This is a genomic window from Hymenobacter busanensis (assembly GCF_008727865.1).
Taxonomy (GTDB): domain Bacteria; phylum Bacteroidota; class Bacteroidia; order Cytophagales; family Hymenobacteraceae; genus Solirubrum; species Solirubrum busanense.
This window is the reverse complement of record NZ_VTWU01000002.1, coordinates 41,107-62,168: the sequence shown is the minus strand read 5'-3', so window position 1 is coordinate 62,168 and position 21,062 is coordinate 41,107. Positions and strand designations below refer to the sequence as shown.

At 63.5% G+C, this 21,062-nt stretch carries 11 protein-coding genes; 7 read left to right on the top strand and 4 right to left on the bottom strand.

Features of this window, described 5'->3' with window-relative positions; genetic code table 11:
- Positions 1-39 precede the first annotated feature (39 nt).
- Positions 40-3,168: a SusC/RagA family TonB-linked outer membrane protein gene (locus tag F0P96_RS04790; RefSeq protein ID WP_151077694.1), complete on the bottom strand. Its 3,129-nt coding sequence runs from the start codon at positions 3,166-3,168 to the stop codon at positions 40-42.
- Between the two features lie 354 nt (positions 3,169-3,522).
- On the opposite strand from F0P96_RS04790, the gene nagB reads away from it, so the two are divergent.
- From nagB to F0P96_RS04770, 4 genes are all read left to right on the top strand, one after another.
- Positions 3,523-5,439, top strand: coding sequence for a glucosamine-6-phosphate deaminase (nagB, locus tag F0P96_RS04785; RefSeq protein ID WP_151077693.1), 1,917 nt, complete (start codon positions 3,523-3,525; stop codon positions 5,437-5,439).
- A gap of 294 nt (positions 5,440-5,733) precedes the next feature.
- The gene (locus tag F0P96_RS04780; RefSeq protein WP_151077692.1) at positions 5,734-8,937 is read left to right on the top strand and encodes a SusC/RagA family TonB-linked outer membrane protein; all 3,204 of its coding nucleotides are present in this window, start codon (positions 5,734-5,736) and stop codon (positions 8,935-8,937) included.
- 33 nt (positions 8,938-8,970) lie between these two features.
- The gene (locus F0P96_RS04775) at positions 8,971-10,293 is read left to right on the top strand and encodes a RagB/SusD family nutrient uptake outer membrane protein (RefSeq protein WP_151077691.1); all 1,323 of its coding nucleotides are present in this window, start codon (positions 8,971-8,973) and stop codon (positions 10,291-10,293) included.
- Positions 10,294-10,422: 129 nt separating this feature from the next.
- On the top strand, positions 10,423-11,622 hold the full coding sequence (locus tag F0P96_RS04770; RefSeq protein WP_151077690.1) for an acyltransferase family protein: 1,200 nt from the start codon (positions 10,423-10,425) through the stop codon (positions 11,620-11,622).
- Between the two features lie 110 nt (positions 11,623-11,732).
- On the opposite strand, the gene F0P96_RS04765 is transcribed toward F0P96_RS04770, so the two are convergent.
- Both F0P96_RS04765 and F0P96_RS04760 read right to left on the bottom strand, forming a co-directional pair.
- Positions 11,733-12,416: a hypothetical protein gene (locus tag F0P96_RS04765; RefSeq protein WP_151077689.1), complete on the bottom strand. Its 684-nt coding sequence runs from the start codon at positions 12,414-12,416 to the stop codon at positions 11,733-11,735.
- 235 nt (positions 12,417-12,651) lie between these two features.
- Positions 12,652-15,771: a serine hydrolase domain-containing protein gene (locus tag F0P96_RS04760; RefSeq protein ID WP_235917386.1), complete on the bottom strand. Its 3,120-nt coding sequence runs from the start codon at positions 15,769-15,771 to the stop codon at positions 12,652-12,654.
- 355 nt (positions 15,772-16,126) lie between these two features.
- Here F0P96_RS04760 and F0P96_RS04755 point away from each other — a divergent pair, with 355 nt between their 5' ends.
- From F0P96_RS04755 to F0P96_RS04745, 3 genes are all read left to right on the top strand, one after another.
- The gene (locus tag F0P96_RS04755) at positions 16,127-17,614 is read left to right on the top strand and encodes a T9SS type A sorting domain-containing protein (protein ID WP_160620444.1); all 1,488 of its coding nucleotides are present in this window, start codon (positions 16,127-16,129) and stop codon (positions 17,612-17,614) included.
- A gap of 285 nt (positions 17,615-17,899) precedes the next feature.
- Positions 17,900-18,475: a hypothetical protein gene (locus tag F0P96_RS04750; RefSeq protein WP_151077687.1), complete on the top strand. Its 576-nt coding sequence runs from the start codon at positions 17,900-17,902 to the stop codon at positions 18,473-18,475.
- 329 nt (positions 18,476-18,804) lie between these two features.
- Complete coding sequence (locus tag F0P96_RS04745) at positions 18,805-20,463, top strand: FG-GAP-like repeat-containing protein (RefSeq protein WP_151077686.1); 1,659 nt, start codon at positions 18,805-18,807, stop codon at positions 20,461-20,463.
- A 12-nt stretch (positions 20,464-20,475) separates the two neighbouring features.
- Here F0P96_RS04745 and F0P96_RS04740 read toward each other — a convergent pair whose 3' ends face one another.
- Entirely contained in the window at positions 20,476-21,033 is a 558-nt protein-coding gene (locus tag F0P96_RS04740; protein WP_160620446.1) for a BLUF domain-containing protein, read from the bottom strand.
- Positions 21,034-21,062: the final 29 nt, after the last annotated feature.

The window sequence follows — 21,062 nt, the reverse complement described above, 5'->3', positions numbered from 1 at the left end:
ACAGCTGACCATTTAACAGTCGGGCCACTCAGCCCTGGATTAAAAAGTGGCGCGCAGGGCCATGTCGACGCCGCGGGTGGCGGGCACGCCGCCGTAGTCGAGGCCGGTGCCGCCGCCGCCGCCCACGCCCGAGCCCACCACCGACGATTCGGGGTCGGTGCCGGAGTAGTTGGTGAGCAGCACCAGGTTGCGGCCGGTCACGCTCAGCTCCACGCCTTTCACAAAGGTGGTACCCAGCAGCTTAGTGGGCACCGCGTAGGTTAGCGTCACGTAGCGCAGGCGCGACCAAGAGCCGTCCTCGATGAAGGCCGTGCCGGTGGCGCCCAGCAGGTCGCGGTAGTAGCCCTGCGTCAGCTCCACGGGGCGGGTGTTTTGCACGTAGCTGGTGGTGCCGTCGGGGTTGTTCACCGCCACCACGCCGTCGATAACGGCGGTTTTGTAACGGTCGAGCGTGCGCATGCTCATGCCGGTGCGCGTGGCCAGGTACTCGTTGCCGTTCACCACTTTGCCGCCCTTGCGGAAGTCGAGCATGAACGCCAGCGACAGGCCGTGGTAGGCAAACGTGTTGCTCACGTGCAGGGTGTAGTCGGGGGCGCGGTTGCCGGCGTAGGTGTAGGCGGCATTCACCGAGGGGTAGCCCGTGTTCGGGTCGATGAGAATGCGGCCGTCGGGGGCGCGGAAAAAGTCGCGGGCGCCGATGCCCGACAGCGGCTTGCCGGGGAAGGCGCCGCCCTGAATCGGGTCGATGATGGAGTTGTCGGTTACGTAGAGCACGGCCAGGTTGGGCGGCAGCACCACGTAGCTGCGGTTGGCGAAGAAGTTGGCGCCCACGTCCCAGGTAAAGCCGTTGACTTGCTTGACGGGCGAACCGGTGAGGGATACTTCAATGCCGCGGTTGCGCACCAGGCCGGGGTTCAGGTTGGTGTACTGCAGAATAAAGCCGGTGGCCTGGCTCACGCGCGGCGCCACCAGCTGGTCGCGGGTTTCCTGCTGGTACACCGACAGGTCGAGGCCCAGGCGGTTTTTCAGGAACTGCAAATCCAGGCCGGCCTCGTAGGAGCGGGTGCGCTCGGGCTTCAGGTTGGGGTTCGAGCCGAAGAAGTTGTTGCGCAAGCCCGCGCCAATGGTCGTGTTGTTGGTCAGCGGCGACTCCACGCGGTAGGGGCCGGTGTCTTTGCCCACTTCCGCCACCGAAGCGCGCAGCTTGCCGTAGTTCAGCACCGGGTTCTGGTCGAGGCCCAGGGTGCGGGTAAACTCGTAGCCCACCGCCGCCGAGCCGTAGAAGAAGCCTTTGCCGTAGTTCTTGTTCTTGTTTGGCCGCGGCAGCGTCGACGACATGTCGTAGCGGCCCGACAGCTCCACGGTCACCTGTTGAAACAAGTCCAGATTCAGGCGGGCGAAGTTGCCCACAATGCGCCGCGTCGAGAAACGCTGCAGCACGTTGCGGTTGGCGGTGGTATTGATACTTACGAAATTCGGGTTGTAAAAGAACGTCCCGATAAAGTCGTTGGCTTCGGTCTTGTTCTGCTCGATGGCGTTGCCCAGCAAGAGCGAGCCGCGGATGTTTTCGGTGAACTGGTGGCGCAGCGTGGCCAGGAAGTTCGAGGTCAGCACGCGGTTCAGGTTCACGGTTTCGGCCAGCCCGCCGTCTTGGTTGCTGGGCTGCGAGGTGCCGGGCGCCCGCACCGAGCGCGTCCGCTCGTTGTAGAAATCGGTGCCGAGGGTGTAGGTGAAACCCAGCCACTTCGCCGGATCATAATTGAGCGTGGCGTTGCCAATCATGCGGTTGGTGCGGTCCGATTGCGGGTTGCGGTACACCGTGAAGTAGGGGTTATCGGGGTCGTTGCCGGGGGTGGAGTTGCCCAGCAGGCGGCGGCGCGTGCCGTCGGGGTTCAGGTAATTGCGGGCGTCGTCGTTGCGGGGCCAGTTCAGCAGGCTGGTGAAAAAGCCGCTCGGCTGCAGGCTGTTGCCAAACAAGCCCTGCCCCTGAAACGGCCGCGTGGCGCCCGAATTGAGGTAGTTGGCCGAGGCCGTGGCGCTGAGTTTGGGCGAGAGCTGCACCGTGCTGGTCAGGCGCACCGAGGTTTTGTCGTACTGGCTTTCGGGAACCACACCGGTTTGGTCGAGGCGCGAGGCCGAGAGGAAAAACGTGGCCTTTTCGGAGCCGCCCGAGGCCGTGAGGTAGTTCTGGAAGGTTTTGCCGGTCCGGAAAAAGTCGCCCAGGTTGTCGTAGATGGCTTCGTTGGGCTCGAAGCGCGGGCCCCAGGAGTTGCGGGTGGTGGGGTCAAACACGCCGTTGGTGCCCTGCTTGTACTCACCCTGCAACTCGGGCAGGCGGTTCACCTCGTCCACCGAAAACTGGGTGCGGTAGGTGATGCTCGTGCGGCCCGCCGCGCCTTTTTTGGTGGTGATGATGACCGCGCCGTTGCCGGCGCGCAGCCCGTAGAGAGCCGCCGCGGCCGGGCCTTTCAGCACCGTAATCGAGGCAATGTCTTCGGGGTTGATGTCGCCGGCGCGGTTGGGCGAGCTGACCGAGCGCGCCACAATGCCGTTGAAGCCCGAGCCCCCGCCCGGCGCCGTCGACTCCGAAAAGGTGGAGTTGTCCATAATCACGCCGTCGATGACGAACAGCGGCTGGTTGTCGGCGCCCAGGGAGTTGCCCCCGCGGATGACGATGCTGGCGCCTTCGCCCGGCGCCCCGCCCGACGAGGTGATGTTGACGCCCGCAATTTTGCCCTGCAAGGCATTTACCAGGTTAGGCTGGCGCGTCTCAATGATTTCGGCGGCCTGCACCTGCTGCGCGCCGTAGTTGATCTGGCGACGCTCCTGCTTGATGCCGAACGCCGTTACCACCACTTCGTCCAGCTTGCTGGTTGCGGCCGTCAGGCTGATGTCCACGTTGCCGGTGGCATCCACGGCGCGCTCCACTGAGTTGTAGCCAATGAAGCTGAACACCAGCGTAGCGCCGGGGGCGGCCTGCAGGCTGTAGCGGCCTTCGGCATCGGTTTGGGTGCCGGTGGTGCTGCCCTTCACCACCACGTTCACGCCGGGCAGCGGGGCGCCGTCGGCGGCGCCCTTCACCACGCCGGTTACGGTGCGGGTTTGGGCCTGTGCCTGCTGCGCCGCCAAAAGGCCCGGCACCAAGAACGACCATAAAAGTTTTTTCATAGGGAAAGGGGAAAAGGGTGGTACAGGCATGAAAAAAACAACCGCATGCCGCTATATAGCCGCACGCGGTTGGTCACAGAGCCAGGCTCCGGTAGTGCAAAAAGCAACCACAACAAGTGCTTGACATGCAGCGGAAAAACAGTGGGGAAACCTGTTTCGCGTGCCGGGCGTGCAGACCCTGGAAGGCTCACAAGCGGCGGCAGTGCGGAGCTAAAGCTAACGGGAAGAAAGTAGTTGAGTCAAGATAACAAACGATTGCAGAACCCGGGCGGGCTGAGGCACCGGCTTGCGGAGCCGGTTGCGAAAACCAGCCGAAAGCCGTTACATTTCGCCGCGCACCAACCTCTTCCCGCTATGCTCACTGCCACGCACTCCGAGAAGCTGCCCGTCAGCATTTACGCCGATTCCGAGCAAGCCTCCGCGGCTGTTGCCCGGCAGATAGCGGACCTCATACGCAAACGCGCCGCCGAAGGCCAAACGTGCGTGCTGGGCCTGGCCACCGGCTCGTCGCCCACGCGGGTGTACGAGGAGCTGGTGCGCCTGCACCGCGAGGAGGGGCTGAGCTTTCAGAACGTCGTGTCGTTCAACCTCGACGAGTACTACCCCATGCCGCCCGACTCGCTGCAGAGCTACGTGCGCTTCATGCACGAATATCTGTTCGACCACGTCGATATCCGGCCCGAAAACGTGCACATTCCCGACGGCACGCTGCCGCAGGCGCAGGTAGCCGAGTTCTGCCGCCGCTACGAAGAGCAGATTCAGCAGGCCGGCGGCATCGATTTGCAGCTGCTCGGCATCGGGCGCACCGGCCACATCGGCTTCAACGAGCCCGGCTCGGGCGCCAGCTCGCGCACCCGCATGATTACCCTCGATCATATCACGCGCACCGATGCGGCTTCTGATTTCTACGGCGAAGAAAACGTGCCGCGCCGCGCCCTCACCATGGGCGTGGGCACCATTCTCGAAGCCCGCCACATTGTGCTGCTGGCCTGGGGCGAGGGCAAGGCCGCCGTGGTGAAGCGCATGGTGGAAGGCGAACCGACCGACACCGTGCCCGCCACCTACCTGCAGCGCCACCCGTCGGTGCAGGTTGTGCTCGACGACGCGGCCGCGGCCGAGCTCACCCAGCGCAAAACCCCGTGGCTGGCCGGCCTGAGCAGCAACTGGCAGGACGATGGCACCGTGCGCAAAGCCGTGACGTGGCTGGCCCGTACGCTGCAGAAACCCATTCTCAAGCTCACCGACAACGAATACAACGAAAACGGTCTGTCCGATTTGCTGGCCGAGTCGGGCTCGGCCTACAGCATCAACATCCGCGTTTTCAACCAGCTCCAGCACACCATCACGGGCTGGCCCGGCGGCAAGCCCAACGCCGACGACTCCCACCGCCCCGAGCGCGCCGCACCCTTTCCGAAGCGCGTGCTCATCTTCTCGCCGCACCCCGACGACGACGTCATTTCGATGGGCGGCACGCTGCTGCGGCTGGTTGACCAGGGGCACGAGGTGCACGTGGCTTACCAGACCTCCGGCAACATTGCCGTGTTCGACGACGAGGCCATTCGCTTTGCCGAGTTCGTGGCCGACTACGACGAAGCCTTCCGCCTGTCGGGTGAAGCGCCGGCCGAAACACTTTACCAGCGCGTGGCCGATTTCCTGAAAAACAAAGCCCCCGGGCAAGTCGATTCGGCGGAGGTGCAGCAAATCAAAGGCCTGATCCGGCGCGGCGAGGCCAAGTCGGCCTGCCGGCTGGCGGGCGTGCCCGACGCCAACGCGCACTTCATGGACCTGCCGTTTTACGAAACCGGCCGCGTGCGCAAAAAGCCCATCGGCGAAGAAGACATCCAACTCACCATCGACCTGCTGAACCGCATCCGGCCGCAGCAGATTTACGCCGCCGGCGACCTTTCTGACCCGCACGGCACGCACCGCGTGTGCCTCTCGGCCATTATGCAGGCCGTGCAGCGCCTGAAAGCGGCCAACACCGACTGGCTGCAGGACTGCTGGGTGTGGCTCTACCGGGGCGCGTGGCAGGAGTGGGACATCGACCAGATTGAAATGGCCGTGCCCGTTTCGCCCGAGGAGCTGACGCGCAAGCGCCGCGCTATCTTCAAGCACCAGTCGCAGAAGGACCGGCCGCTGTTTCCCGGCGCCGACCAGCGCGAGTTCTGGCAGCGCGCCGAGGAGCGCAACCGCACCACGGCCAAAATTTACGACCAACTGGGTTTGCCCGAGTACGAAGGCATTGAAGCCTTCGTGCGCTGGATATTTTAAGCGCAGAAGAAGCACAGTCGTAGCCCAAAGCATCAGCGCGGCCCGCCGGAACCCTAGGTTGCGGTGGGCCGCGCTGCTCGTTTGTTAGCCTAGGCCCGTTGCCGGCGTACAAACTGATTGCCACGGTCAATTGGTGGTTGGTCGTTGCTTGGAAACCTGCTGGTAAAGAATTGAATAATAGGATAATTCCAGGGTTGTAGAATTAAAATTAGGTGACTAAATATTTGTACTATTTAAATTATTAATACGATATATTTAGCAAGCATTGTCGCTTTCCCCTTTCCATTTCTTGCTATGCGGAACACGTACACACTTGCCAGGCTGACATTATTGTTGGGCTGGTTTTTTCTGTGTCTGCTGACGAGCACCGAGGTGCTTGCACAGGCCGGCGGCGCCCAGGCATATACCCTGCAGGGGCGCGTCACGGATGAGCGGGGGCAGGGGCTGCCCGGTGCCACGGTGCTCATCAGCGGTACCACGCTGGGCACTTCCACCAACGCCGACGGCGCCTACACGCTACCCGTGCAGCTAGCCCCCGGCACCTACACGCTCACGTTTTCCATCGTAGGCTTCAAAACGCAGACCCGCTCCGTGAGTTTGGGTGCCGGGCCGGGCGCAACCACCGACATTTCCTTGTCGGAAGCTCGCCAAAGCCTCGATGACGTGGTGGTGATTGGCTCGACCATCAGCGTCAACCGGCGCGAACTGGGCAACGCCATCAGCACGGTGAAGGCGCAGGACATTGTGCAGAGCGGCACGGGCGGCACGCTCAATGCCTTGCAAGGCAAGCTGCCCGGGGCCCAAATCGTGCAGAACTCCGGCGACCCATCGGGCTCGATGTCGGTGCGCCTGCGCGGCATTCACTCCCTGCGCGGCTCCTCCGATCCGCTCTACGTCATCGACGGCGTGATTGTGAGCAACGCCAGCACCAACGTGTCGCAGCTGGCCGCGGCCGCCGACGGCGGGATTGGGCGGGAAGCCAACCCAGGGCAGAACCGCCTGGCCGACCTCAACCCCAACGACATTGCCAGCATCAACGTGATAAACGGGGCCGCGGCGGCGGCACAGTACGGGTCGCGGGCTTCCAACGGGGTCGTGCTCATCACCACCAAGCGGGGGCAGGCCGGGGCGCCGCGGGTGTCGGCGTACACCAGCTTCAACGTGAACGAGCTGCGGAAATCGGTGCCGATAAACACCTACGGCAAGCAGTTCGGCTTTGAGCGCCTGCGCCTCTACACCATTGGGGTGCCCACGGCGCAGGAGCTGGCGGCCAACCCCGGCACCACCACCACGGGCATCAACCGGGCCGGGGCCACGGCCCAGCTGGCTACCAACCTGGTGGACGTGCAGCGCTACGACTACTTCAAGGAGATTTTTCGGACCGGCACCGGCACCGACAACGGCATTTCCATCAACGGCGGCTCGGAGGGCACGCAGTACCTGGTGTCGGTGGGCTACCTGAAAAACCAGGGCATCATCAAGGGCACCGATTTCACGCGCTACAACGTGCGGGCCCGCGTCGACCAGCGCCTCACCAACTGGGCCCGCGCCACGGTGGGGGTGGCCTACAACAACAGCTTTGCCAACGAGAAGGCCAACGGCAACGTGTTCTACAGCCCCATCAACTCCGTCAACATCACCAACAACATCTACGACATCAACCGCCGCGACATCAGCGGCAACCTGCTGGCCGTGGAGCCCACGCGCGTCAACCCGCTCTCGACCATCGAGGACATGAAGTTCACGCAGCGCATCAACCGCACCATTGCCGATTTGCAGGTGAACCTGACGCCTTTCAAGGACATTTCGCTTGATTACATTCTGGGCGTGGATACCTACTCGCAGGCGGGGCAGAACTACATCCGACCGTACCCATACCAGGCCGTGGCCGGTCTGCCGCTGGCTCGTTACCCCTCGGGGTTTGCGGCCAACGCCAACAACAACGTGCTCCAGCTGAACTCCGATGTGAACCTGGGCTACAACAAGCAGCTGACCGAAAGCCTCAAACTGACGCTGCTGGCCGGCTACAGCTACCAGTACCTGCGGGGTGAGCTGGTGCGCACCCAGGGGCAGAACCAGGTAGCCGGCATTACCACGGTCAGCGGCTCGGCCAGCACCTTGGTGGCCTCGGCCTACGAGCTGGACCAGTTCGATTTGAGCGGCATTTTCGGGCAGGCTACCATTGGCTACCGCAACCTGGCGTTCCTCACCGGGGCCCTGCGCCGCGACCGGTCGTCGAAGTTTTCGCCCTCCGAAACCAACCAGTACTACCCCAAGGTGAGCGGCTCGTTGGTGGTGTCGGATCTGGGCTTTTGGCAAAACGGCAGCTACAACAAAGCCTTCAGCGCCCTCAAGCTGCGCGCCAGCTACGGCGAAGCCGGGGGCCTGACGGCCATCAACTCCTACGACCGGTTTTACCAATACCTGCCGGTGGGCTTTCAGGGGCGCAACACCACTGTGCCCAACGCGCGCCTGGCCAACTCGCGGGTGCGGCCGGAGCGGGTGGCCGAGCTGGAGTTCGGCGCCGACCTGGGCTTCCTCAACGACCGGATTGGGTTGGGCGTGTCGGTGTACGACCAGAAAACCACCGATTTGGTAGTCGACCGCAGCATTGCGCCTTCGCGGGGCGGCTCCACCATCGTCGAAAACGTGGCCCGGCTCAACAACAAGGGCGTGGAAGTGCAGTTGAGTGCGTCGCCGGTGCGCACAGCGGATTTTAGCTGGGACGTTACCCTGATCTACAACCGCAACCGCAACAAGATTGTGGACCTGGTGGGCTCGGCCGCCGTGCCCATCGACAACGTGGCCGGCGCACCGGTGTACCTCATCAACGGCCAGCCGGCGGGCGTGTTCTACGGCTCGGCCTACGCCCGCAACCCCGACGGCTCGCTCTTACTCACCCCGCAGGGCTTCCGGCAGGACGAGCGTGCCATTGGGCAAGGCAACGGCGAAATTGGGTTTACGCGCGCCCGCGGGGCCGACGGGCAGCCCGGCTACGGCCCGGGCACCAGCATTGCCAACGTGGTCATTGGCGACCCAAACCCCGACTGGACTGGCTCGTTCAACACCAGCTTCACCTACAAAAAGGTCTCTCTGCGCGTGCTGGTTGATGCCGTGCAGGGCGTGGATGTGTTCAATGCCGACTACCGCACCCGGCAGGGCGTGGGCGTGGGCGAGGTGGCCGAGAAGGAACTACGCGGCGAACTGCCGCGCGGCTACATCTTCGCCACCTACAACACCCAGGAGTTTCGCATCGACGACGGCTCGTTTGTGAAGCTGCGCGAAACCGCCCTGAGCTATACGCTGCCCTCGTTCAGCCCCCGCATCCGGGAGCTGTCGGTGGCGCTGATTGGCCGCAACCTGTACTCGTGGGACGACTACAAGGGCTTCGACCCCGAAACCAGCGCCGGGGGCTCATCCGATTTGCTGCGGGCCGTGGACTTCGGCAACGTGCCCATTCCGCGCACTTACCAGCTGCGGCTGTCGGCCAGCTTTTAGCGTGGGTGTTCACCTTCCAACCTCTGCTACCTCATGAAAAAGATACTGGTTTTGCTGGCCGTGCTAACGGCCACCACGAGCGGCTGCGAAAAGGAATACCTGAACCCCAGCACCGCCAGCGCCGCCCAGGTGCTCACCAACTCCGACGGCCTGATAACCGTGTGCAACGGCATACAGTCGCGCTTTACCACGGGCGGCGCGCTTAGCCCGCTCTACAACACGGTGGCCAGCGGCGGCTTGACCACCCGCGAGTTGCTCATCATTAATCAGGGCAACATTGAGGAGTTCAACGTCAGCCTCGGCGCCGGCAACATCACCAACATCAACGGCGTGGTGCGCAACCTCTGGACGCAGTGCCAGCTGGTGCGCGCCAACGCCGACCTGGTGCTGGCCAACGCCAACAACGCCGCCGATCCGGGCACGCGCAGCGGCATTGTGGCCTACGCCAGCGTTTTTCGGGCGCTAGCCATTGGCACCATGGCGCAGTACTTCGAGCAGCTGCCCATCGTCACGCAGGAAAACGCGCCCTTCGTAACGCGCGTGCAGGCGCTGCAGTCAGCCGTAGCACAGCTGGAGGCGGCCGCCACGCAACTAAGCGCCACGCCCGTGTCGGCCGATTTTACCAGCAAAATCATCGGCGGCATCAACCTGCCCAACACTTTGCAGGCCCTCATAGCCCGTTACAGCCTGATGGCGGGCGACTACGACAAGGCCCTGGCCGCGGCCGGCCGCGTAGACCTGACCAGTCGCTCGTATTTCAGCTTCGACGACTTGGCCCGCAACCCGGTGTTTGAAGTGGCTTTCGGCAACCGCAACGTGTTTGAGCCCACCGACGTGAACCTTGGCCTGCCCGCCGCCCTGGCCCCCGAAGCCGGCGACCGGCGCATTCCCTTCTACACCCGCGCCAACCCCACGGCCACCCAAAACCGCGGCACCGGTTTCTACACGGCCAGCGGCGCCCCCATTCCGGTGTATTTGCCCGGCGAAATGCTCCTCATTCGGGCCGAAGCCTACGCCCGCAAAAGCGACCTGCCCAACGCCGTGCTGGAGCTGAACAAAGTGCGCACCAGCACGGCCCCGGCCACTTTCCTGGGCAACACCACGCTGCCCACGGCGCCGCCCGGGGCCGGCCTGGCGCCGTACGCCGGTCCGCTCACCGCCGATGCCGTGCTGCTCGACATCTACCGCAACCGGCAGGTGGAGCTGGCCTTCCAGGGCTTCCGCCTCGAAGACAGCCGCCGGTTCGGGCGGCCGGGACCGGGCACCACGGGGGCCGAGCGGAACCGCAATTTCTTCCCGTACCCCCGCGTAGAGCGCGAAAACAATACCTCGACGCCCGCCACCGACCCGGCCTAAGGGGGCCAATACACTGGCAAACAGAAGTAGCGCGCGGCCCCGGCTTCGCGCTACTTCTGTTTACCTTGGGTGGGCGCCGCCGCTAGCTTACGGACCAAGCAGTACGGCCTGTTATTTTCCCTGACTGTCATGCAAACCACTCAAGCTGCCGTTGATACCACCCACACCGTGCCTTTGGCCGAACCGAAGGAAGGCGTAAGCCAGGCCGCGCCGCCGGGCCGCCTCGTGTCGCTCGACGTGTTTCGCGGCATCACGGTGCTGGCCATGATTCTGGTAAACAACCCCGGCGACTGGGGCCACATCTACGCGCCCCTGGAGCACGCCGAGTGGAACGGCTGCACGCCTACCGACCTCATCTTTCCCTTCTTTCTGTTCATCGTGGGCGTCTCGCTCGTGTACGCGCTGGATGGCGTGAAGCAGCAGGGCGGGCCACAAGGCCCGGTTATGTGGCGGATAGTGCGGCGGGCGGCGGTGTTGTTTGCCTTGGGCGTGTTTCTGTCGCTCTTTCCGAAGTTCGATTTCAGCACCGTGCGCCTTTTGGGCGTGCTGCAGCGCATTGGGCTGGTGTTTCTTGCCTGCGGCGTCATCTTTCTGAAAACCGAGCGCCGCACGCAGCTGTGGTTGCTGGCGGCTATTCTCGTCGGCTACAACGTGCTGCTGCAACTGGTGCCGGTGCCCGGTTTCGGCCCAGCCAACTTGGAACCCGCCACCAACCTCGGCGCCTGGCTCGACCGCACGCTGCTGGGCGAGGCGCACCTCTGGAAAATCAGCAAGACCTGGGACCCTGAAGGCCTACTGAGCACCTTGCCGGCGGTGGGCACGGGCCTGCTGGGCGTCATCACGGCGCAGTGGCTGCGGCGGCGCGACGTGGAGCCGGCCACCAAAGTCGCGTGGCTGTTTGTGGATGCCGGGCTGTTCATTGCGCTGGGACTGATTTGGAACGGCTGGTTTCCCGTCAACAAAAGCCTCTGGACCAGCTCCTACGTGCTCTACACCGGCGGCATTGCCGTGGCCTGCCTCGCCACGCTCTACTGGCTCTGCGACGTGCAGGGCTGGCGCGGCTGGATCAAGCCCTTCCTCGTCTACGGCGTCAATGCCATTACCGTGTTCTTCCTCTCCGGCCTCATTCCGCGCATCATGGGCCTCATCAAGCTGCCCGGTGCCAATGGCAAGGAGTTAGGGCTGAAGGAGTGGCTCTACCAGCACTATTTCGAGCCGCTGTTTGCCGACCCGCGCAATGCCTCGTTGGCGGGTGCCGTCACGCTTATCCTGATCTGGATGGGCATTCTGTGGTGGATGTATTCGCGCCGCATCATCATCAAGGTCTGAGCCGCCACGTGGCCGCGTTGGGATAGGGCCAAAAACAGAGCGGGCGGCCCCAACCGGAGCCGCCTGCTACCAACCTTTTTTCACTTAAATCTACTTCTTCGGTGCCGGCGCTAGGCCCGGTCCCACACAGTACCATCGGCTTCTACGAAACGGACGACGCCTTGTTCCCGAGAGTAGTAAAGCCGCGTGGTCACCCACGGCGCTAAGGGCTGGTCTGCCCGCGGTTGCAGGTTGGTGTATTCGAGCACGTTCTGGTAGGTCTGGCTTCCGAACGTAGCCGCCGGCAGCAGGCGCACCCCCGCCGGCAGCGGCCGCATGGAATTGACCTCGGCCACGGGCAGCGCCAGCGCCGTCGAGCCCCATTCGAAGCGGGCCATCAGCGGCAAGGGCTGGGCTTCGAACTTGATGGCCGCCCCCACCACCATCGTGGCGGCAAACTTGTACTGGTCGGCGCGCTGGTCGTAGGCCGAATCCACGCGCTCGACGCGGGCGCCCACTTCCTGCTGGTAATACTGCATCATGGAGCTGCCCGCGGGGTGGCCGGGCCAGGTGCGGTCGGTCAGCCCACGCACCTGGTAGCGCCGCTCGTAGCCGGCCGCGTTGCGAAAGCGCCATTCTTCGCCCAAGCGGTAGGGTGTTACCCAGGCTTGTTCCTGGGCCGACAAGGTGTAGTGCGGCAGCTCCTCGTCGTCCATGTCGGGGAAAAATCCGTTGCCACAGCCGCTCAGTGCCAGGCTGGAGGTCAGTGCCAGCAGCAGGGAAGCGCGACGCAGGAAAAAACGGAGCAGAAGCATGGAAGTAAGGAGGCGGAAGCGGAACGATGCCGGGGCTGGCGAACGAGGCGTTGACAATGCAAACCTCGTGTAAATCAAGGCGCTTGTAAATCGCATAAGCATGTGAGTAAGTCAAAGATGGGCGCCGACCCCGCAGGGTTGCCTGGCCACGAGACGCCTGCCACCGGTCCCAAACGCAACGGGCGGCCCATTGCTGAGCCGCCCGCCGGGCGCATTACATGTGATGCGGCCCAAACTACTCTTCCACCGTCGATTCCACCTTCGGGCGCTCCGACTGCACGGCGTCAATGGCCAGCTGCAGCAAGTGGCTGCGCACGCTCAGGTCGCCGATTTTGTTGTTGCGGCGCGTGGGGTTCACGCGATTTGAGAGAAACACCACCGTCAGGTCGTACATCGGGTCGACCCAGAAGTAGGTGCCGGTGAAGCCGGTGTGGCCGTAGCTCTGCTGGCTGGCGTTTTTGGCCGAATTAACCGATGGATTCGCGGCGGGTCGGTCGAAGCCGAGGGCGCGGCGGTTGTCGGGGCAGAACTGGCATTTGGTGTACTCCTGCACGGTTTCGGGCTTGAGGAGCTGCTGCCCGCCGTACTTGCCGTTCCAGGCATACAGCTGCACCAGTTTGGCCAGGTCGTTGGCGTTGCCGAACAGCCCCGCGTGGCCCGAAAGGCCGCCGAGCAGGGCCGCGCCTTCGTCGTGCACCGTGCCGTGCAGCTGCTGGCGGCGAAACAGCGAGTCGTATTCGGTGGGGGCAATGCGGCTGAGTGGGAAGCGGCGCGTGGGGTTGTAGCCGAGCGTGCTGGCGCCCAGCGGCCGGTAAATTTCATCCTGCACAAACTGCCCCAGCGTCTTGCCCGTGGCTTTTTGCACGAAGTACGGGTACATGATAAACGACAAATCGGAGTACACATAGCCCGGCTTCTCGTTCAGCGGCGACTCGCCAATGGCCTTGTAAATGCGCTCGGGAAAATCTTTGCGCGCCCACAAGCCGGTGCCAGCTTGCAGCGGGAAGCGCGCCGACGAATCAGCCCGGAAGAAGCGGCGGCTCATGGGCAGCACCTCGCCCGGCGCGGACTTGATGGGCTCGTGCGGGTACTTAGCGAAGAGGCGCGCGAAGATGCCCTTCGGCTGGGTGTAGTTCTGCCAGAACGGAATCCAGGCTTTCAGGCGGGCCTGGTGCGTGAGTACGTCGCGCATCTTTAGGTCCTGCTTGTTGGTGCCTTTCAGGAAGTCGAACAGGTCGCCCAAGGTCTTGTCGGGGCTGAACTTGCCCTCGTCCTGCAGCTTCATCAGGGCCGGCAGCGCGGCCGATACTTTCGTCACCGAGGCCAGGTCGTAGAGGTCGGTGTTGCGCACGGGGCGGGCGCCGGGACCGTAGCTGAGCGTGCCGTAGCTTTTGCGCAGCACCACCGTGCCGCGGCGGGCAATGACCACCTCGCCGCCGGGAAAGGCCTTGGCCGCCAGCGCCTGGTTCATCAACGAATCGACGCGGGCTTCCAGTGTATTGCTCATGCCCACGGCCTCGGGGTAGGCGTAACCCAGCCGCATACCGCCCTGCGTGGTCAGCCCGTAGCCGTAGCCGTACTGCGGGCTGACCGTCACCGACAACTTGCCCGATGCCCCCACGCCGCCGAAAATCAGCTGCGCGGCCAGCTCCTGTGCGTTTTTGCCTTCCTGATAGCCCAGAATCACGGCGTCGGCGGCGTTGATGTCGCGCACTTTGGCCACGGCGTAGGCGTCGCCGAATACCGTTACTACCATGCGCTTTTTCAGGCCCACCAGCTCGCGCAGCAGCACGTTGGTTTCGGCCGTCACGTTGAAGTTGGTGGCGGGCAGGCGGCCCAGGCTCTGAATGCCAATCAGCAGCAGGTTGTAGCCTTTCAGCTGCTCACGCAGCCGGGCCAGCTCATCCATCGAGGGTGAGGCGGCCACGGAGAAGTAGCCGGCCGGGGCGTAGTCGCCCACCATGCGCTGGAAGGCGGTGGTGTCCTTGGTGCCGATGCTCACGGCCGCGATGCGCAGCGTATCGAGGCGCTGCAAGGGCAGCAGGTTGCGCTGGTTGCGCAGCAGGGTGGTGCTCAGCTCCTGCAGATGCTGGTTGAGGTACAGGCCGTGGGGCGTGTTCAGGTCTTGGTACAGATTCCGCAGCTCAATGGGGCGGTAGTGGTTCAGCCCGGCCCACTGTTTCAGGGCCAGCACCTTGCGGCAGCGCATATCAATGTCGGCCTGCTTGATCTGGCCGCTGTCGATGGCGGCGCGCACCATTTGCAAGGCCAGCGGAATGTTCTTCGAGAATTCCAGGATGTCGTTGCCGGCTTGCAGGGCGCGCACGTCGGCCTCGCCGGGCGGGTACTTGTTGATGACGCCCTTCATGTTCATGGCGTCGGTGAAGATGACGCCCTCGTAGCCCAGGCCTTTTTTCACGAGGCCCGTCACAATGGGTTCCGACAGGGTGGAAGGCGTGCCGGTGGTGTCGAGGGCCGGAATGTTGAGGTGGGCAATCATCACGCCGCCCAGGCCGCGCTGCATTAGCGAGCGGAACGGCACCAGCTCCAGCGTATCGAGGCGGCGCTTGTCCACCCGAATCAGCGGCAGGGCCAGGTGCGAGTCGGTGTCGGTGTCGCCGTGGCCGGGGAAGTGCTTGGCCACGGCCAGAATGCCCGCGTCCTGCATGCCCTGCATGTACTGGTAGCTTTTGGCCACCACGTTGTCGCGGTTTTCGCCCCACGAGCGGTTGCCGATGACGGGGTTGTTGGCGTTGTTGTTCACGTCGACCACCGGCGCGAAGTTCACGTGCATGCCGATGCGCTTGAACTGCCGCGCCAACTCCTGACCCATGTCGTAGATGAGGGCGTTGTCGCGGATGCCGCCCATGGCCATCTGGTAGGGCAGCCGAATGGTGCTGTCGAGGCGCATGCCCAGGCCGTATTCGGCGTCCATGGCCACCAGCAGGGGCACTTTGGCCTGCGCCTGGTAGCGGTTGAGCAGCTTGGCCTGCCGCACGGGGCCGCCCTGAAAGAAGATGAGCCCGCCCACGCCGTACTGCTGCACCAGCCGCGCCACGGAATCTTCGTCGATGCGCTGGCGGTTGGAGTAGGCGGCCACCATAAACAGCTGCGCCACGCGCTGGTCGGGCGTGAGCGTGCGCATCACCGAATCAACCCAGGGCGAGTTCAGGTACTTGGCAAAGGGCGGGGGCGTAGCGGCGGGCTTGGCCGCCGTGGCCGAGGTTTTGGCCGGGGCCACCGCCGACTTGGCCGGCCGCGTGGCCGGCACCTTGCGGGCCGGGCGGCGCTGCGCCGGGGCCAGCAGTGGCCCGAAAAGCAACAGCAGCAACAACAGAAGCTTGGGGAAACGCAAAGCGGTAGGGTAGTGGTGCGGGGCGAATTTAACTTGAATGCGGCACCTCGGCCGTAGTCAGGCAAATACTGGCTGTACGTTCCTGGCTGGCTTTGGCTTTTGGCTTGGTGCAGGCGACCTATTGACAAGCCAACTTAACAGCCAAAGTTCGGCTGTGTTAAGCTTCGTCATAAACAGAGTCGAATATTATTTTTCTGGCAAAAGCCCTTTCATGGCTGTGAGAATAGTAATTGTAAATTGTACTACATTAAGTTGGATAAAGTAAAACTATAACCGCTTGAGTGGTGTACTGCATGTATCTTGACTTAGATAAGGCAAGAAAAATGTAGAAATAATGAAAAAAACATACGTTTCATTGAATTGCTTCATTCTGGTGCTTTTCACGTCCATCCTCACGGCCTATAGCCAACCCAACAACAGCAACTGTTCAGGTCAGTTTACCATCACCTACCCAACCGGAACGTCCACCACCACAAAAACCATCAACAACGGCACCGGTACGCTCGATGGCGTCTACTGCCCAACCGACGCAGCTACACCGGCTTTGGTGGTTAATCCGGCATCCGGTGGCACCCTGACGCTTAAAAGGGTAATCGACGGGGATACGACCACGCTCAGCGTCATCAGTCCCTCGGTTGCGGGCATGACGTACACGTTTCCGCTGCCGCCGATAGCCCAGGAAGCCACCTACGTGCTGGCCAGCCAGATTGCCTGCCAAAACACCAAGCTCAAGCTGTTCTCGCTGACGCTGGCCCCGACCCTGTCGGTTATTGCCAGCGCAAACGGCGCAGCTCTCGCCAACAACGGCGCGGTGTGCCCCAATACCGCGGTGCGCCTTACGGCCAGCGGCGCCACTGCCGGCACCATCTACACCCTGTCGAGCAACGGGCAGGCGCTGGACAGCAACACCACCGGCGTGTTTGACGTGCGCCCCGCCGTTTCCACGGTTTACACCGTTACCACCACCACCCCCAATTGCGACAACACCCCCGTGACGCAAGCCGTGCGGGTAGCCGTCAACAATCTAAATCTGGCATCGAATGATGCCGACAACAACGTGGCTTCGGGCGCCCAAACCCTGCTGACCACCTCGGGTGGTACTCAACCCTACACCTACACCGCCAACGACGGCATTACCACCACTACCCTCACCGGAACCGGACCAGGGCTAAACGTGACCACCACGCGCACCACGCTCTATACCGTTAGCGGCACCACCAGTGCCGGCAGCTGCTCCGGCTCGTCTTCGCTCACCATCACGGTAAACAAGCAGCCTTTGCCGGTGGAGTTGATGGCTTTTGCAGTCAACTGGAACGGTCAGGCCGTGCAGCTCACCTGGGCTACGGCTTCCGAAACCAACAACGCTTACTTCCTCATTGAGCGCAGCCTCGATGGCCGCACATTTCAGACAGTAGGCCAGCAAGCCGGCGCCGGCACCAGCACGGCGCAAATTGCCTACCGCTTTTCCGATACCAATGTGCCGCGCGGCACCCAGGGCATGGTCTACTACCGCCTGCAGCAGGTCGATGAAAACCGCCAAACCCATACGTCGGCGGTGCGCACGGTGCAGGTAACGGGTAGCGCCCGCGCCTTTACGGCCAGCGTGTTCCCCAATCCCTTCGACCACATGGCCACCGTGCAGCTCGATACCTTTGGCCCCGGCACGGTCACGTTCCGCGTGCTGGATGTACTCGGGCATACCCTCAGCACCACCACCTTGCCCACCACCACCGGCATTCAGCGGTTCGAGCTACCAACTACAGCCTTGCTGCCCGCCGGCCTGTACTACCTCCGCGCCGAGCAAGGCAAGCAAAAGCAGGTAATAAAACTCATCAAGCAGTAGCCAAGCCGCAGCCCAAGCAACGGTAGATTTGCATACACAGCCCGCCGGATAGTGCATCCGGCGGGCTGTTTGCATTAAGCTAGGAATTGAGTCACGTGTGCTGAAGCCAGCAACAACAGAAGCTTGGGGAAACGCAAAGCGGTAGGGGAGTGGTGCGGGACGAATTTAACTTGAATGTGGGGTTGCGCGGGTTGACCACGATGCTAGCCTCTGGATCAATGCGGTATCAGCAGTACCACAACGGAATTCACTAGCTTCATCCAAACAAGAAGGATATCCGCAGCTATGAAATCTATTCTGAAACCCTCTATATGGATTGTGTGCTGGCTGGCCTGTGCCAGCTGCGAAAAAACAGGTTTGTGCACAGACGAAAAGCTAAGCCTGACCAGAAGCGACTTGACGGCTACCCCAGCACTGCAAACCAACGGCTACTATTACGGCGCGCCTATTACCGAGACCGGGCCAGGCGGAAGAACCTACCAAAAAGTGCTGGTGCTGTACCAAAACGGGGTGCTGCTTTCCGCTGGAGCGGCCGAGCTACCAAAGCTGAATGAATATGTTCGCTCAATCGAGCGGTCAACCCGTACCCCAGGCGGCAATGTACCAGGGCGGAAGTCCAGTTGGGGTATTTGTACCTTGGACGGGCGTAGCATTCAGCTTAACTACTGGATTGATGGGCACTGCGGCCGATCCACCGTGCTGGCAACGGGTGATGTGTTGAACGACACGACCTTTCAGATAACCCAGTTGGAGAAGCATTACCCCGATAGCCGGGGCGTGCAAACCGAAGCCGTAGAGCAGCGTTTCTCGTTCCGGCGGTTCGCTCCAAAACCCGATAGCACTAACCGCTTTATTCCATGAAAGCGACTCCTGCGTTACGTATGTGCCGCAAAATCGGTTTAAGTCATGCTGAGCCCCGCCGAAGCATCTCTACCGCTTCGTTGGATAGAAATTACTATCAATAGAGATGCTTCGACAAGCTCAGCATGACGCACAAATATGCTCTTAATCAATCCGTCCCACCCCCACAAAAAAGCCCGCCGGGTAGCGCACACCGGCGGGCTTTTTCATTCTTCGGGCAACCGCAGTTAGCAACTTTCTTATCAGGAAGCCAAACTTGCGGCGCTCGGCCTTGTAGGTTTTCCTTTCTGCCCTGTGCAGCAACACCCAGCAGGGCGTAGCTTCGGGCCATGAAGTTTCCCCTACTCGCGGCCCTGGCGCTGCTGTCCGGCTGGGCCCGGGCCCAAGCCCCCGTGCTGACGAGCACCAGCCCGGTGCGCAACGCCCTGCACGTGCCGCGTGCCGCGCCCATTACCCTCACGTTTTCGCAGCCGGTGTCGGCCGCCTCGGCGGCGGGTATTCGCGTGTTCAGCAACCAGCGACGCGGCTACCGGGCTGCGGCAGTAACGGGCGGCGGCACCGCGGCCCTCACCCTCACGCCGGCCCAACCGTTTGGCGCGGGCGAAGTGGTGAGCCTGACGGTGCCCGCCACGGTGCAGGGTGCGGGCGGAACGGTAGCGGCGCGGGTGCAGCAGTTTACGGTGGCGGCACCGGCCGGCAGTGGCCTGTTCCAAAGCCTGCCGCCGGTGGCCACGGGCAGCCGCGTGGTGGACATTGCCCTGGGCGACGTGGACAACGACGGCGACCTGGATGCCGTGGTGGGGCGCGGTAGTGCGCTGGTGCTGCTCAACAACGGCCGCGGCGTGCTCGCGCCCGGCCCCGACCCCAACCTGGGAGCGGCTCACGTGGCGCTGGCCGACCTCGACAACGACCAGGACCTCGACCTGATTACGTCTGCCGGGGGCCTGCACGTGCGTTTCAACGACGGCGCGGGCGTGTTCGGCGGCGGTTACGACCTTGCCCAAGCCGCGTCGTCGCTGAAAGTGGGCGACCTGAACGCCGACGGCTACCTCGACCTGGCCTACGTGGGCTTCAGCGGCGGCCGCGTGAGCTACAACGACGGCACCGGCCAACTGCTGACGCCCACCATCGTGGCCGCGCCCCACGGCGCCAGTTACCCCACCGACCTGAACCTAGCCGACCTCGACAACGACGGCAACCTAGATATCGGCCTGCTCGACATGAACAACCAGCTGAGCGCGGTGGCCATTTACCTAAACGACGCCAACGGCTTTTTCAGCCGCGTGAACGACGTGCCCGTGCCCCCGTCGCCCGTTACGCTGCGTATGGCCGACGTCAACGGCGACGGCAACCTGGATGTGCTGGTGGCCGGCTACGACCCCCAAACCCGGGTGCACGTGCGGCTGGGCACCGGCACCGGCAGCTTCGTGCCCGCCCCGGCCGATGCCCTGGTGGCCGAAAACCCCTACGGCATGGTAGCAGCCGATTTCGACGGCGACGGCGACCTGGACCTGGCGGCGGCTGGTGTCGCGCGCAACTACGTGGGCGTGGCCCTCAACAACGGCCAGGGCCGGTTTCAGCGCACCGCCGACGCCGTGGTGGGCACCACCCCCGACGTGCTGGCCGCCGGCGACCTGGACGAAGACGGCGACATCGACCTGATAACGGGTAACTTCAACACCAATACCGTGAGTGTACTCCTTAACCAGGGCGGTATTACGGCCAGCCAGCCGGCGGTGGCTGCCCGCGCCCTGGCGCTGTTCCCCAACCCGGCCCACGAGCGCGCCATCCTGCAGCTGCCGCCCGGCACGGGGCCGGTGGAAGTGCAGCTCTACAACGCCCTGGGCCAGCAGGTACTGCGCCTCGCCGCCCGCCCCGCCGCCGATGGTACCGTGACGCTGCCGCTGGCCGGCCGGGCCGCCGGGGTGTATGCCGTGCAGGTGAGTGGCGCGTTTGGGCGCGGCGCGGCCCGCGTGGTGGTAGAGTAGGGGCCGCCGAAGCTACCCCGCTTCGGGCAGCACAAAGGCCCGCAGCACCTCCAGGCGCAGGGCGTCTTCGGGGCCGAAGCGGCCGGGCGGGGGCGCCCACTCCTGCAGGGGAATGTAGCCGGCGGCGTAGGCAAAATCCTGGGCCTCTACCTCCCAGTAAGCCATGTGCCACTGCGCGAAGCTGCGGCTGGCAATGGCCTCGTCGGCCAGCTTCACCACGCCGGTGTGGCGGGCATCCTGCGCAATCTGCTGGTAGAGGTAGCGCACGGGGGCCTCGTCGCCTTCCAGCAGCTGCATGATGCGCCCCTCGTGGTAGAGCAGGATGCCGGTGACGTGGTAGCGGGCGTTGCGCTGGCGGTTGTGGTGCAGCAGGGCCTGGAGCTGCGCGGGCGTAAAGTCCTCGGTAGCGGTGCTGACGTAGATAATGTGGTGCATGAACTCGGTAACTGCTGCCCCCGATACGGACTGAAGGGGCGGGAGTTGGCGCGTGGGGCGCAAGGCCCCCGGCCCGCCGGAGCCCGGCGCATTGCCGATGCAACCCGTAGAGCCGCTTTGGGCAGTGGGTAGCACGTTTGGCCCGGGCAGAAGCGGTGCTTAAC